Annotated in this window: 12 protein-coding genes, 2 rRNA genes and 1 pseudogene; 12 read left to right on the top strand and 3 right to left on the bottom strand. The window is 58.1% G+C overall.

Translation table 11 applies throughout. The annotated features are described in order from the left end of the window. Positions 1-74 precede the first annotated feature (74 nt). The 4 genes from GRH90_RS14485 to mprA all read left to right on the top strand — a co-directional run bounded on the left by GRH90_RS14485 (position 75) and on the right by mprA (position 3,055). On the top strand, positions 75-1,274 hold the full coding sequence (locus tag GRH90_RS14485) for an MFS transporter (protein WP_162366673.1): 1,200 nt from the start codon (positions 75-77) through the stop codon (positions 1,272-1,274). A 92-nt stretch (positions 1,275-1,366) separates the two neighbouring features. Further along, a complete protein-coding gene (locus GRH90_RS14480; RefSeq protein WP_162366672.1) occupies positions 1,367-2,110 on the top strand; it encodes an AzlC family ABC transporter permease in 744 nt (247 codons plus the stop codon). Continuing rightward, a complete protein-coding gene (gene ygaH, locus GRH90_RS14475; protein WP_162366671.1) occupies positions 2,107-2,442 on the top strand; it encodes an L-valine transporter subunit YgaH in 336 nt (111 codons plus the stop codon). The genes GRH90_RS14480 and ygaH overlap by 4 nt, the downstream gene beginning before the upstream one ends. A gap of 94 nt (positions 2,443-2,536) precedes the next feature. Beyond that, complete coding sequence (mprA, locus tag GRH90_RS14470) at positions 2,537-3,055, top strand: transcriptional repressor MprA (RefSeq protein WP_162366670.1); 519 nt, start codon at positions 2,537-2,539, stop codon at positions 3,053-3,055. A 129-nt stretch (positions 3,056-3,184) separates the two neighbouring features. Here the strand turns inward: mprA and GRH90_RS14465 are convergent, their stop codons facing one another. Beyond that, entirely contained in the window at positions 3,185-4,411 is a 1,227-nt protein-coding gene (locus GRH90_RS14465) for a tRNA/rRNA methyltransferase (RefSeq protein ID WP_162366669.1), read from the bottom strand. A gap of 221 nt (positions 4,412-4,632) precedes the next feature. Here GRH90_RS14465 and trxC point away from each other — a divergent pair, with 221 nt between their 5' ends. The 8 genes and pseudogenes from trxC (at position 4,633) to GRH90_RS14425 (ending at position 13,335) form a co-directional block, all read left to right on the top strand. Further along, positions 4,633-5,070, top strand: a complete 438-nt coding sequence (gene trxC, locus GRH90_RS14460) for a thioredoxin TrxC (RefSeq protein WP_162366668.1) — start codon at positions 4,633-4,635, stop codon at positions 5,068-5,070. Between the two features lie 192 nt (positions 5,071-5,262). After that, the gene (locus GRH90_RS14455) at positions 5,263-5,970 is read left to right on the top strand and encodes a tRNA-uridine aminocarboxypropyltransferase (RefSeq protein ID WP_162366667.1); all 708 of its coding nucleotides are present in this window, start codon (positions 5,263-5,265) and stop codon (positions 5,968-5,970) included. A 42-nt stretch (positions 5,971-6,012) separates the two neighbouring features. Further along, entirely contained in the window at positions 6,013-8,685 is a 2,673-nt protein-coding gene (locus tag GRH90_RS14450) for a bifunctional acetate--CoA ligase family protein/GNAT family N-acetyltransferase (RefSeq protein ID WP_162366666.1), read from the top strand. Between the two features lie 136 nt (positions 8,686-8,821). Then, the gene (gene pssA, locus GRH90_RS14445; RefSeq protein ID WP_162366665.1) at positions 8,822-10,177 is read left to right on the top strand and encodes a CDP-diacylglycerol--serine O-phosphatidyltransferase; all 1,356 of its coding nucleotides are present in this window, start codon (positions 8,822-8,824) and stop codon (positions 10,175-10,177) included. 101 nt (positions 10,178-10,278) lie between these two features. Then, a pseudogene (locus GRH90_RS14440) lies at positions 10,279-10,621 on the top strand (YfiM family lipoprotein). A gap of 272 nt (positions 10,622-10,893) precedes the next feature. Next, on the top strand, positions 10,894-12,588 hold the full coding sequence (locus GRH90_RS14435; protein WP_162366664.1) for a pentapeptide repeat-containing protein: 1,695 nt from the start codon (positions 10,894-10,896) through the stop codon (positions 12,586-12,588). Between the two features lie 48 nt (positions 12,589-12,636). Continuing rightward, on the top strand, positions 12,637-12,969 hold the full coding sequence (locus GRH90_RS14430) for a hypothetical protein (RefSeq protein WP_162366663.1): 333 nt from the start codon (positions 12,637-12,639) through the stop codon (positions 12,967-12,969). After that, positions 12,970-13,335: a hypothetical protein gene (locus tag GRH90_RS14425; RefSeq protein WP_162366662.1), complete on the top strand. Its 366-nt coding sequence runs from the start codon at positions 12,970-12,972 to the stop codon at positions 13,333-13,335. Between the two features lie 235 nt (positions 13,336-13,570). Here the strand turns inward: GRH90_RS14425 and rrf are convergent. Together rrf and GRH90_RS14415 are read right to left on the bottom strand one after the other, a co-directional pair. Next, positions 13,571-13,686: ribosomal RNA gene (gene rrf / locus GRH90_RS14420) — 5S ribosomal RNA — on the bottom strand. A 124-nt stretch (positions 13,687-13,810) separates the two neighbouring features. Further along, positions 13,811-13,892, bottom strand: a 23S ribosomal RNA gene (locus tag GRH90_RS14415); the annotation flags it as partial.

Raw genomic sequence — 13,892 nt, 5'->3', positions numbered from 1 at the left:
GGGGGGCATTCGCCCCTCGTTTTTTTGGCGCTTATGAGGAATAATAGCCCCCCGATTGGTTAACAGACTCACCAATGAAAACAAAAACTGACCACCCAAGTTTAAGTCCGGCGCTGATTATTATCATGGCTATCGCCACCGGACTGTCGGTCGCAAGCAACTACTATGCGCAACCCCTCCTGGACACCATCGCCCAGGCCTATCAGCTGTCGGTAAACCAGGCTGGTTTTATCGTCACCGCCGCCCAGTTGGGTTATGCCTGCGGCCTGATGTTTATCGTGCCCCTGGGAGATAAATTCGAACGGCGCGGGATGATCGTCATCATGACGCTGCTGTCCGCCGCCGGGATGCTGGTCACCGCGTCGGCAGGCAGCCTGTGGATGATGATTGCCGGCACGGCCCTGACCGGCCTGTTCTCGGTAGTGGCGCAGATCCTGGTGCCGCTGGCCGCCACCCTGGCGGATCCGGCCAAGCGCGGCAAAGTGGTCGGCATGATCATGACCGGCCTGTTGCTGGGCATCCTGCTGGCGCGGACCGTCGCCGGCGCCCTGGCCTCCTATGGCGGCTGGCGCACGGTATACTGGTTCGCCAGCGCCCTGATGGTGGTTATGGCGCTCATCCTGTGGTTCGCCCTGCCGCGTTATAAACAGTATTCGGATCTCAACTACCCGCAGTTGCTGGCCTCCATCTTGCGTATGTATGTCACTACCCCGATACTGCGTACCCGGGCCCTGATCGGCTGCGTCACGTTTGCCAGCTTCAGCAACCTGTGGACCTCCATGGCGTTCCTGCTGGCCGCGCCGCCGTTTTATTTTTCGGAAGCGAAAATCGGCCTGTTCGGCCTGGCGGGCGCCGCCGGGGCCCTGGCCGCCTCACGGGCCGGTCACCTGGCCGACCGGGGCAAGGCCAAGACGACCACCCGCTACGGCCTGCTGCTGTTGCTGGTCTCCTGGGCCTTCATCTGGTACGGCCAGTATCAGGTCATGGCGCTGATTGCCGGCATTATCGTGCTGGATCTGGCGGTGCAGGGCCTGCATATCACCAACCAGAGCGTGATTTACCGGCGTATGCCGCAGGCGCGTAACCGGCTGACCTCCGGTTATATGACCAGTTATTTCATCGGCGGCGCCATCGGCTCGCTGATTTCCGCCTCCGCATACCAGACCGCCGGCTGGACCGGCGTATGCATCGCCGGAGCGGTGCTGGGCGTGCTCAACCTGCTGTTGTGGTGGCGTGGGCAACATCACGAGGACAACGGCGTGACGGCCGCCTGAGGCCGCTTGCCGGGCGAGGCCGGTTACGGCGCCCCCGCGGACGCCATGCCCCCCATCCCGGCAACGCACGCCACTATCAGGAGGATCTGCACATGGATGCAAGCCAAAGCAATAATCCCCTGACGCCAGGGCCGCCGGCCACCTTCCGCGAAGGGATAGTCGACAGCCTGCCCATCGTCATCGGCTACCTGCCGGTGGCGTTCGCCTTTGGCCTGAACGCGGTTAAGCTGGGTTTCACGCCGCTGGAAGGCATCTTCATCTCCTGCGTCATCTATGCCGGCGCCAGCCAGTTCGTCATCACCACCCTGCTCAGCGCCGGCCTGTCGCTGTGGGTCGCGGCGTTGACCGTCATGGCCATGGACGTGCGCCACCTGCTATATGGCCCGGCGTTGCGTCACCGTATCCTGGGCGCCCTGTCGCCGCGCAAAACGGCGTTATGGGCCTTCGGCCTGACCGATGAGGTGTTTTCCGCGGCGATTGCCAGGCTAATTAAAGATAACCGCCGCTGGTCGGAAAACTGGATGATAAGCGTAGCCGCCTGTTCCTGGCTATCGTGGGTGATCGGGACCGCCGCCGGCGCATTGTCCGGCAACGGCCCGCTGGATGATTATCCCGCGGTGGAGGCCGCGCTGTCGTTTATGCTGCCGGCGCTGTTCCTTAGTTTTCTATTGGCGGCGTTCCAGCGGCGCCAAAGCCTGGTACTGGCGGCGTCGCTTACCGGCGCGCTGGCCGGGCTGCTGCTGATGTCGATTCCGATGGCCATCCTGGCCGGTATCGGCGGCGGATGCGTGGGCGCGTTGCTGGGTCCGGCGCTTAAGCCGGGGAAGGTTGAATGAATACCAACGTGATCATTATCGGTTTGGTGGTCGGAACGGCGAATTATCTGTTTAGGTATCTTCCACTGCGGTTCAGCGGCAGGCGTAAATCCATCGGTACCGGCGGCAACTGGGCCGGGCTTCTGCTGGACGGCATCGGCATCGCGTCCATTTGCGCGCTGCTGGTGGTTTCCAGCGTGCCCGAGGTCATGCGCGATCCGGCTAAGCTGGCGCCTACCCTGGCGGGTTTCGCGATATTGATTGCCTGTTTTTACCAGACCCGCAGCATTGTTATCTCCACCCTGGGCGGCGCGCTCTGCTTTGGCTTGGTGTTCAAATTACTGTCTGCCTGATCTATAGTTATCTAAACTTTTCATGGCGACAATATTTACATGGGTGATTACATTAGTTATTATATCCATAGTAACTAATGAGGTATTAATTTAAATGGACAGTTCCTTCACCCCCATTGAGCAAATGTTGTCGCAACGCGCCCAGCAACATCCCGAGTTTCCTTACCAGGAAATCCTGCTGACCCGGCTTTGCATGCATATGCAGGGCAAACTGCTGGAAAACCGCAACCGCATGCTAAAAGCCCAGGGTATCAATGAAACCCTGTTTATGGCCCTGCTCACCCTGGAGTCCCAGCAAAATCACAGCATCCAACCCTCTGAACTCAGTTCCGCGCTGGGATCGTCGCGCACTAATGCCACCCGCATCGCCGATGAGCTGGAAAAAAGGGGCTGGATTGTACGTAAAGAGAGTGAAAACGATCGCCGCTGCCTGCATTTGCAACTGACCGCCGACGGGGAAAATTTTCTCAACAACCTGTTGCCGCCGCAGCATAAATGCCTGGTATCGTTGTGGTCTACGCTCAATAGCAACGAGCAAAAACAGCTTGAGACGCTGACGCGTAAGCTGCTGACCAAACTGGATGACTTAATCGTCGAAGACGATATCGCCTGATTGGTCCTGGCGTGGGCGCGCGATGATGGCTCGCATCCCTGTGGCACAGGTATAAAGCAAAACGCCGTTACCGACTTTCGTCAATAACGGCGCTTCAGGCCCGGATGCCGGGCTGCGTGGGCGTCGGGCTTAGTGGTTTTGCCGCCACCACTCCGCCAGCAGTATCCCGGTGGCCACCGAGACATTCAGGCTTTCAACCCGGCCGGTACCGCCGATGGAAATCGCCAGATCCGCCTGGTCCACTATCGCATCGGACAGCCCCGCCCGTTCCTGGCCTATCACCAGCACCATTTTAGCCGGCATGTCGACCCTGGCAAGCGACGTGCCTTTATGGCTCGACGTGGTCACGATGGTATATCCCGCCTGGCGAAAACGCGCCAGATCGCTGAACAAATCGTCGGTATTAATGGAACTGATATGCTCCGCGCCGCCTTCGGCGGTACGCACCGCCGCGCCGGATTCCAGCGCCGCGCTGTCGCTGGTCATTACGCCTTTCACGCCGAAATGCGCGCAGCTGCGCAGCATGGCGCCGAGGTTATGGGGATTGGACACATCCTCCAGCGCCAGTACGCAATCCTTCTCCAGGGTCTGCCCGAGATAGGCGACGGCATCCAGGCCGATGCGTTTTTTGATCAGGAAGCAGACGCCGCCGTGATGATCGGTGCCGGACGCCAGCGCCAGTTCTTCTTCTTCCACCACATGGTAGGCCTTGCGGTTGGCGGCCATCCAGCGCAGCGCGTCGCGAAAGCGCGGCGTAACCGATTGCACGAACCAGGCGCGCACAATGGAGTCGGGGCGGCTTTTAAATAAGGCCTGGCAGGCGTTTTCGCCGTAAACGCGGGTCTCTTCCGCCCGCTGGCGCCGCAGCTGATCCGGATCGATCAGGCTTTTGCCGCTGATGCCGCCGTGATCGGCCACCGCCGGCGTATCGTCGTTTTGATACAGGGTCTTCCAGGGGGAATCCGGCGCGGCGGAAGGTTTATCCCTGCGCGACCGGCCTTCGCCACCGGCAGAATCACCGCGACGGGCGTCAGCGCGCGGAGCGTCGCCCCAGGGAGCGTCCCCGCGCCGGGTATCACCGCGCGGAGCATCGCCACGGCGGGTATCGCCGCGCGGAGCATCGCCACGCCGGGCATCGCCGCGCGGAGCGTCGCCACGGCGGGTATCGCCGCGCGGGGCGTCGCCACGGCGGGCATCGCCGCGCGGGGCGTCGCCACGGCGGGTATCGCCGCGTCCGGCGTTGCCGTCACGGCCTTGCTGGGGTGGACGAGAAGGACGACGCGGCTGTTCTTCTTCTTCTTTACGCACGTACATGACACGGACCTTGCCGTTTTTACCCTTTAACGAATCGCTCATTTGTCTCTCCACCCAAGTGCTGGGCGCGAAGATTACCCGATCTGGCCTTTTTTAGCTACCGGATAGCGGTAAAAGCCAGCAACTATCGAAGCCATCGGATAAATCACTTTGTCACCCTTCATTTCTTTAACCATACTTCAGAACAACATTTGGATAAAGCGTGGATATCATCGCCCGGCCGCCCTACGCCGGTTTAACCTCCACCAATAAGAGGCAAAAGCATGAATACGGTATGTGCATCCTGTCTGGCCACCAATCGCCTGCCGGAACAAAAGGTCAACGGCGGCGCGAAATGCGGCCGTTGCGGCGAGGCGCTGCTGGACGGTAAAGTCGTCCACGCCACCACCGACTCCCTGGACAAACTGCTGCAAGACGACCTGCCGGTAGTGGTCGACTTCTGGGCGCCCTGGTGCGGACCCTGCGTTGGCTTCGCGCCGATTTTTGCAGCGGTCGCCGAAGAGCGCCGTGGTTCGGTACGTTTCCTTAAAGTGAATACCGAAGCGGAACCCCAGTTGAGCACCCGCTTTGGCATCCGCAGCATTCCCACCATTATGGTCTTCAGGCACGGCAAGATGGTGGACTCGCTGCATGGCGCCATACCCAAGGGGCCGTTTGAAGAATGGCTGGACGAAGGCCTGTCCATCCCCAGCGCGACCTGAGTGGTCTTAACCTGGCCCCCTGCCCCGGCCGGTGAATTTCGCCGGCCAATTTGCCTGCCCGTCCATGCCGTGGGATCGCGGGCCCTTCGCCGCGTTTGAGCCACGGGCATGCGTTCCGGCCGGGACAGGCAAAAAAACAGTCCGCTTTCCCCGCCCGCTCCGGTAAACTATCTCTTTTCTTCCGGGCATCCCATGACGCACAATGCCGTGCTGGCGCTACGCCGATATCGCCTCGATCGCGCCACCCGCCCCTATCGCGCGCGCGGTTGCCGGGTACTCCGCTGCGAAGGCTGCCTGCTGCCGCAGGCCGTTTGCCTGTGCGACAGTATTTTGCCGGCGACGTCGGCCAGCCGTTTCTGCCTGATCATGTTTGACTCCGAGCCGCTGAAACCCAGCAATACCGGCCGTCTGATTGCCGATATACTGCCGGACACCCAGGCTTTCCTCTGGTCGCGCACCGAGCCGAATCCGGCGCTGCTGTCCGCCATAACCGATCCCGCCCGCCAGCCCTATGTGGTGTTTCCGGCGCACAATGTCGCCCCCGGCCGGCGCGTGGTGCGCCAGATCGATGCCCACGGCAAGCCGCCGCTGTTTATCCTGCTGGACGGCACCTGGTCCGAGGCCGGCAAGATGTTTCGTAAAAGTCCCTATCTGGCTGATTTTCCGATATTATCCCTTACCTTGGATACCCTCTCCGCCTACCGCCTGCGCGAAGCGCACGGCGAGGGGCACCACTGCACCGCAGAGGTTGCCGCCACCCTGCTGCTGCAGGCGGGAGACGACGCGGCGGCGCAAAACCTATCCGCGCTGTTTACGCTGTTTCGCGGTCGTTACCTGGCGGGTAAATCCCACCACCGCACACCGCAAATATCTTCCGCCATCACAACACCCCAGGCTTAAAGCGCTTACACTTACCGGGTGCGGCTGGATAGGAGACCACCGATGAGTCAACGAGGTTTGGAAGCGCTGCTGAGGCCGAAGTCCATTGCCGTGCTGGGGGCATCGGACAAGCCGGGCCGGGCCGGCAACCTGATGATGCGTAATCTGCTGGACGGCGGGTTCGGCGGGCCAATATTGCCGGTGACGCCGCGCTATCCCGCGGTGTGCGGCGTATTAAGCTATCCGGATGTGGCAAGCCTGCCGCTGGTGCCGGACCTGGCGGTGCTGTGCACCCGCGCCAGTCGCAATGCCGGGCTGCTCGACGAGCTTGGCAAGCATGGATGCAAAACGGCGATTATCCTCTCCTCGCCGCCGGCCCAGTTTGACGAGCTGAAAACCTGCGCCGCCCGTCACGGCATGCGCCTGCTCGGGCCGAACAGCCTTGGGGTGCTGGCGCCCTGGCAGGGCCTGAACGCCAGTTTTTCCCCGGTTCCCATCCATAAAGGCAAGCTGGCGTTTATTTCCCAGTCCGCCGCGGTGTCCAATACCGTGCTGGACTGGGCGCAGCAGCGTGAAATCGGCTTCTCCTATTTTATCGCCCTCGGAGATAGTATCGATATCGACGTGGACGACGTGCTCGACTTCCTGGCGCGGGACAGCAAGACCAGCGCCATTTTGCTGCACCTGGAGCACCTGAGCGATGCCAGGCGTTTCCTGTCGGCCGCCCGGGGCGCCGCGCGTAATAAACCGATCCTGGTGATTAAAAGCGGACGCAGTCCGCAGGCGCAGCGCCTGCTGAACTATCCCCAGGGCCGCGACGCCGCCTACGACGCCGCTATCCAGCGCGCCGGTCTGCTGCGGGTGCGCGATACCCACGAATTATTTTCGGCGGTGGAAACCTTAAGCCATATGCGCCCGCTGCGCGGCGAACGCCTGATGATCGTCAGCAACGGCATCGCCCCCGCCGCGCTGGCGTTGGATGAACTGCTAAGCCGCCATGGCAAGCTGGCCACCTTAAGCCCGGCCACGCGCGAGGCCCTGCAGGCGGTATTGCCCGACGCCGTGACCGCGTCCAACCCGCTCGATCTGGCGGACGACGCCACCCCGGCGCGCTACCGCGCCGCCCTCTCGATATTGCTCGACAGCCCTGACTACGATGCGCTGCTGATTATCCACGCCCCCAGCGCCGCCGCGCCCAGCAGCGAGACGGCGCAGCAGGTGATCGAACTGGCCAGGGTCCATCCGCGCGGCAGGCACGTGACCCTGCTGACCAACTGGAGCGGTGAATTCTCCTCCCGCGAGGCGCGCAAGCTGTTCACCGAGGCGGGCCTGCCTACCTATCGCACGCCGGAAGGCGTGGTCACCGCCTTTATGCATATGGCGGAGTACCGGCGCAATCAACAGCAGTTAATGGAAACCCCGGCCCTGCCGGTCGGGCTGACGGTGGACACGGCACAGGCGCACCAGCTGATCCGCCAGGCCCTGGATCAGGGCATAACCCGGCTGGCCACCCATGAGGTGCGTCCCATCGTCGAGGCGTATGGCCTAACCACCCTGCCCACCTGGATCGCGCTCGACGCCAATGAAGCCGTCGCCATTGCCGAACGTATCGGTTATCCGGTGGCATTGAAGCTGCGCTCGCCGGACATCGCGCACAAATCCGAAGTACAGGGCGTGATGCTGTCGCTGCGTAATGCGCGCGAAGTGGCGCAGGCGGCCAACGCCATGACGGAACGCGTGGCGCAGGCCTTTCCCCGGGCGCGCATCGAAGGCATGTTGGTGCAAAGCATGGCCAGCCGGGCCGGCACCCAGGAACTGCGCATCGTGGTCGAGCAGGATCCGGTCTTCGGCCCGTTGATCCTATTGGGTGAAAGCGAAAACGAATGGCGCCAGGCAGACCAGATGGCGGTGGCCCTGCCGCCGCTCAATATGGCGCTGGCGCGGAATATGGTGCGCCAGGGGCTGAAAAAGGGCGCGATCCGCACCCACCGTCCCCTATATTCGCTGGATATTGCCGCGTTAAGCCGCCTGCTGGTACAGGTCTCCAATCTACTGCTCGACTGTCCTGACATCATTCATCTGGATATTCATCCGCTGCTGGCCTGCGGCAGTGATATGACCTTGCTGGACGTCAGCCTTGAACTGGCCGAATGCCATGGCGATCCGGAAGCGCGCCTGGCGATCCGCCCTTATCCACAAGAGCTGGAGTCGGTGGTGATGCTGAAAAATGGCGAACAATGCCTGTTTCGCCCCATCCTGCCGGAAGACGAACCACTGCTGAAGCAGTTTATCGGCGAGGTGACGCCGGAAGATCTTTATTTCCGTTACTTCAGTGAGATCACGGAATTTACCCATGAAGATTTGGCTTATATGACCCAAATCGACTACGATCGAGAAATGGCATTTGTCGCGGTAAGGCAAAACGAGGCGGGAACCAGCATTATCGGCGTCACGCGCGCCTTTTCCGACCCGGACAACACCGATGCCGAATTTTCGGTGCTGGTCAGATCCGATTTAAAAAAAATGGGCTTGGGGCGTCTGCTGCTGGAAAAAATGATTGATTACGCCCGGCATCATGGGCTTAAGCGCTTAACCGCCGTTACCATGCCCGGTAACCAGGGCATGATTTCCCTGGCTAAAAAGCTGGGGTTCGCGGTCGAGCTGCGGTTGGAAGACGGCATTGTCGCGCTATCGTTATCGCTGGCGGGCGAATCCCGGCGGCAGCCGCCGGTTTAACCTCAAGCGCATATCAACCTGCGGCGAAACATAGCCACAACGGCGTTAAGTAATGTTATTATGCCCGATTCCACACATTTGTGTTTTTGCATATGGTCATTCCACCATACGATGACAAGAGAAGAAGCGCACTGTGATGTTGTCAAAATTTAGACGTACCAAACACCAACAACACCTTGCACAACTGCCCAAAATTCCCCAGACGGTTGCTGACGTACAAACGCTGTACAGTCCTGAAGATTTTCGTCTCGCCTTGCTTAACGCCATTGCCGGCGCCAAGAAGCGTATCTATCTGGTGGCGCTGTATCTTGAGCAGGATGAGGGTGGCGACGCCGTGCTTTCGGCCCTCTACCGGGCCTGCGAACTGCGCCCGGAGCTGGAGGTCGGTGTGCTGGTCGACTGGCATCGCGCGCAGCGCGGGCGCATAGGCGCGGCCGCGGTAAACACCAATGCCGACTGGTATTGCCGCATGGCGCAGGACCATCCCGGCGTGCAGGTTCCGGTGTACGGCGTGCCGGTAAATACCCGCGAAGCCCTGGGCGTGCTGCACCTGAAAGGCTTTATCATCGATGATACCGTCATTTACAGCGGCGCCAGCCTGAACGATGTCTACCTGCACCAGTTGGATAAATACCGCTACGATCGTTATCAGCTGATCCACAATCCTTCGCTTGCCGACTGTATGCTGGGCTACATCAAGCATCACCTGCTGAACGCGCCCGCCGTTAACCGGCTGGATAATCCCGACCGGCCGAAAAGCATCGAAATTAAAAACGATACGCGCCTGTTCCGTCAGTCCCTGCGCGACGCGGATTATACCTGCAACGACGCGGCAACCGACGATCGGCTGACCGTGACCCCCCTGGTGGGATTAGGTAAACAAAGTCCGCTCAATAAGACCATCCACCACCTGATGTCGTGCGCCGACAGTAAGCTGATCCTCTGTACCCCGTATTTTAATATGCCGGCGCTGCTGGTGCGCAATATCATCTCCCTGCTGCGCCAGAATAAGCAGGTGGAAATCATTGTCGGCGATAAAACGGCCAATGATTTTTATATTCCCGAGGATCAGCCGTTCAAGATTATCGGCGCCCTACCCTATTTGTATGAAATTAACCTGCGGCGTTTTCTCGGCAGGTTGCAGCGTTATGTGGACAACGGGCAACTGGTGGTCAGGTTATGGAAAGACGGCGACAATACTTATCACCTGAAGGGAATGTGGGTCGACGACGAGTGGCAACTGTTGACTGGCAATAACCTTAATCCCCGCGCCTGGCGCCTGGATCTGGAAAATGCCCTGCTAATTCACGATCCCAAGGGCGAACTGCGCGAACAGCGCGAGCATGAGCTGGGGCTTATCCGCACCCATACCACGGCGGTGACGCATTTTACCGAGCTGCAGGGGATCGGCGATTACCCGGTGAAAGTTCGCAAGCTTATCCGCCGTCTGCGGCGTATCCGCGTCGACCGCCTGATCAGCCGCATCTTATAGCGCCCACACTTTACGCATGGGCTCGCGATTGGGCGAGGCTGTCAGCCAGATGGATTGAGACCCTGCCAATAAGTGCCAGGCGATTATTCCAGGCGGCCTGCATGGCGCCGCTGCTGTTGTTCAGCATATTGTGCAGCATATTGTGCAGCATATTGTGCAGCGCCTCTACCCACATGGCCCACGACAGCTGGACCGGGCGTGATAAATCGGCGCATTTTGTCTCTTCCGCCGCATTAGCCTATGCGGGCAGCGCGGCGGCCGCACACCAAAACGCCTCTCCGGCCCGCAGCATTAATATCGGTTTTGCCTTTTCCATTTCCCTTGGCTCCGCCAAAGAGGCCTTTGACAGCCGCACTGCTGGCAGCGGATGGAGCTGGAAAGATTTTGCCTGGGATGTGGCGGGGGGTAGTCACCGGCTATAGTATTTATTCTCTCAATGATTGATTGATGATTATATTATTTCGCTCATAGTTAATTATTTCTCCCACTGCTATATAAATGGCGCGCGGGCAGTTCACTTGCCATTGCCTTTATAAGATAGCCTTTCATTTTTTAATCCTCTCCCCGTTTATCTTAACCAACATTCAACATGATGAAGCGATACGCTTCTTTCGCAAGAAGTCAACGCTATTTCCGTGTTAGATTGACCGAACTATTTTTATCAACAACCACGAGACAGCCTGTGTCGCCAAGTAATAAAAGGAGTATTTGTAATAATGGGTATTATTAGTAGCACGAGTGAGATTGTGCAATACATCTGGAGTTACGGTTCCAAGGCTCCATTACCCCAGGAGATTATTGGGGAGCATATTTCAAATTTATTCAGCCCCTGCATTGAGCAAAAAAAACTAACTTGGCAAAATGATTTGTTCACACAGGCTTTAGCGGACGCTCTTTCCAGGGAATCAACGGACAAAAATCCCTATGGCATCCCGGCTAAGCTTAACGTCGATTTCAACGGATGGGTCGTTACCGCCATACGGCCGGGAGAAAACCATGATGAAACAGGCCCGGTCACCATCGAGATACGCAAAGATAGGCAAAGTCATGAGGTACATGAGGTAACAGTTGATAAGGACATGTTTTTCCTTGGCTGCAACGTATTGATGTTACGACGGCGGTTCGACCTTGATAGTTCTCCCGGAATCTTTACGGATTGGGGGAAGATGAACATGATAAAAGCTGCACTGCCCGAGGCAGATCTGCGGGGGTGCACTCTACGCCAGGCCGACCTGCGCCAAGCAAACCTGGCGGAAGCCAACCTTACCGGCGTTGACCTTCAAAACGCCTACCTGTGCGAAGCTGATCTGACGAAAGCCAACCTTAGCGGCGCTAACCTGCGCAAGGCTTCTCTGGAAAAGGCTGACCTGCGCGAGGCTAACCTGAGCGACGCTGACTTGACGAATGCTAGTCTATGGGGGACCGTCTTGAGCGGGGCAGATCTGCGCCGCGCTACCCTACGAGATGTTTGCCTATATCAGATTGACGTGGGCCGGGGGGGATCCGAGATGCAATGGGGCAAACCTAACCTGAGCGGGGCCAACCTGAGCGAGGCCTACCTGAAGGATATTCACTTGAGCAAAGCTGACCTGCGCGGGTCTGTCCTGATAAAGGCGGACCTGCGTGGAGCGAAGCTGGAAAATGCAGACCTGCGTGATGCCGACTTGGGCGGGGCCAAACTGAGCCGGGTCAAATTGCGCGGAGCGAAGCTAACCGGGGCTGACCTAAGGGGAACTGACCTTAGCTATGTTGACCTGCGCAATGTTGATCTGACGGAAGCTAAGATGGGGGAAAATGATCTGAACGGAGCACAACTGGGAGGCGTTGACTTGAACAACCTGCCAAAACAAGGCGCTTTGCTAAAATTGCCCCACTGGAATACAACTTTACTAGACCGCTATCTCAATGATGCTAGCGGCACTGTGTTGACCATGATGGACAGCATTGACGAACGGCATGCGGACGTGAAATTACGCATGGCGCGTGAACTGGTGGCCTCGTTACAAAACGCTGACGTGTCCAGCGTCGCCCTGCCGCTGCTAGCTACCCTCTCTAAAGCGCCTTACTTGAGCGATGCCAGGATCGACACTTGGCTGGATACGGTCTGTGAACTGTATCTTAGTCAATATGAGGGGAAAGTTTTGCCGCCCCTTGACGTGGAGATGCAAAATCAGGTTACAGTCCTGTTGAGACTGTTGAAGATGTTCAGCCATCAGCCAGACCGGATGTTTTCCCATAACGGCGCGTTCAATCAGTTAGTCACTCGAGGGATAGAGGCTGATGATGAGATTGTTAATGGAAGCGCTGCCCGACTTTATCGCCTCTACCTAAGCAATGAAAAAGTAAAACCTTATGCCGCATTGAATTCATTTGGTATCGATGGCACCCGCCAGGATGGTTTGACGGGTTAAGATGCCATCAATTACATTCTTTTTTCTCACGAGACTGACGGGCTTGTCATGCTGCTTTCACACCATACGTTTCTTGGGACGCTTAAACCTGAACTCCTTAATGCCTTATCGGGCCAATATTATCTGTATAGAAACCTGGAAAACCTGGGTTCGGGGAGCTATTGGCAGGACAAGCTGTTTAATCAGGATTTCAAAATCTTCCAGGCATCTTATAACAAAGCGTTACAAGCAGCCCGTTTTCCTACATTGCTTAAAATACCGAAATTCGGTGAATTGCATGAGACTTTTGCCTCTGCCAGCCGGAGCCGGTCCGCAGCATCAAAGAAAGAGCTGATGGATCCGGCAGATCAAATAATGCTAAGAAACATTTTTGGTCCTTAAATGGTATATTCAGAGACTGAGCACGCCTCTTATTTGACCAGCGAGCACCGCGCCGAAATTATCAAGGCTTATGGCCTACCATCCGCCAGCGATACCGAGAAGGCCAAAACATTGCCGAGCCTGGCGGCGGTATTTACAAGCTATTCATCCGTAACGATTTTTGGAAAGGAGCAGCACTCATCAGAAATTCTCAGGCATTATGCTTATACGCTGATGGCCCAGGCGCATAAGCTTGATGTAAAAATTTTCCCGAGCGAGAAAAATAATAATTTTACCGACTGGGAAAATTGCCTGCAGGGCCGTCAAAATGCCTACACCTGCTCCGCAGTGTTATTCGATATAATGGTCGAACCTCTGCTCGAGTAGCGAACCGCCCGTTCAGCACATATGAAAAAGCCCTCTGTTTTCACAGAGGGCTTCGTCATTATTGGATGCCTGGCAGTTGATGCCCGCCTGCGGCGGCCACCCTGCGGGCCGTCGCCTGCGGCTCCGTTCAACCGGCAAAGCCGGTTGTCCTGCTCTCTGCCCGAGTAGCGAACCGCCCGTTCAGCACATATGAAAAAGCCCTCTGTTTTCACAGAGGGCTTCGTCACTGTTGGATGCCTGGCAGTTCCCTACTCTCGCATGGGGAGACCCCACACTACCATCGGCGCTACGGCGTTTCACTGCTGAGTTCGGCATGGGGTCAGGTGGGACCACCGCGCTAGTGCCGCCAGGCAAATTCATTTCCGTACGTCGCATTACCTTCCATGCCACGTCCGTTTATCCGGAACTTCGCTGAAAATCCGCTCGCCACCCCGCGGGGCAACGCGCTCTCCGCTTCAAACACCTTAGGTGTTGTAAGGTTAAGTCTCACGGGTCATTAGTATCGGTTAGCTCAACGCATCGCTGCGCTTACACACCCGACCTATCAACGTCATCGT

Source organism: Acerihabitans arboris, from assembly GCF_010131535.1.
Classification (GTDB): Bacteria; Pseudomonadota; Gammaproteobacteria; order Enterobacterales; family Enterobacteriaceae; genus Acerihabitans; species Acerihabitans arboris.
Note: the sequence above shows the minus strand (reverse complement) of the source record. Positions and strands in the feature narration are given on the sequence as shown.

Excerpts from the sequence above, each read along its gene's own strand:
- GRH90_RS14485 (WP_162366673.1), top strand. The coding sequence starts at position 75 with ATGAAAACAAAAACTGACCACCCAAGTTTAAGTCCGGCGCTGATTATT.
- GRH90_RS14480 (WP_162366672.1), top strand. The coding sequence starts at position 1,367 with ATGGATGCAAGCCAAAGCAATAATCCCCTGACGCCAGGGCCGCCGGCC.
- ygaH (WP_162366671.1), top strand. The coding sequence starts at position 2,107 with ATGAATACCAACGTGATCATTATCGGTTTGGTGGTCGGAACGGCGAAT.
- mprA (WP_162366670.1), top strand. The coding sequence starts at position 2,537 with ATGGACAGTTCCTTCACCCCCATTGAGCAAATGTTGTCGCAACGCGCC.
- GRH90_RS14465 (WP_162366669.1), bottom strand. The coding sequence starts at position 4,411 with ATGAGCGATTCGTTAAAGGGTAAAAACGGCAAGGTCCGTGTCATGTAC.
- trxC (WP_162366668.1), top strand. The coding sequence starts at position 4,633 with ATGAATACGGTATGTGCATCCTGTCTGGCCACCAATCGCCTGCCGGAA.
- GRH90_RS14455 (WP_162366667.1), top strand. The coding sequence starts at position 5,263 with ATGACGCACAATGCCGTGCTGGCGCTACGCCGATATCGCCTCGATCGC.
- GRH90_RS14450 (WP_162366666.1), top strand. The coding sequence starts at position 6,013 with ATGAGTCAACGAGGTTTGGAAGCGCTGCTGAGGCCGAAGTCCATTGCC.
- pssA (WP_162366665.1), top strand. The coding sequence starts at position 8,822 with ATGTTGTCAAAATTTAGACGTACCAAACACCAACAACACCTTGCACAA.
- GRH90_RS14435 (WP_162366664.1), top strand. The coding sequence starts at position 10,894 with ATGGGTATTATTAGTAGCACGAGTGAGATTGTGCAATACATCTGGAGT.
- GRH90_RS14430 (WP_162366663.1), top strand. The coding sequence starts at position 12,637 with ATGCTGCTTTCACACCATACGTTTCTTGGGACGCTTAAACCTGAACTC.
- GRH90_RS14425 (WP_162366662.1), top strand. The coding sequence starts at position 12,970 with ATGGTATATTCAGAGACTGAGCACGCCTCTTATTTGACCAGCGAGCAC.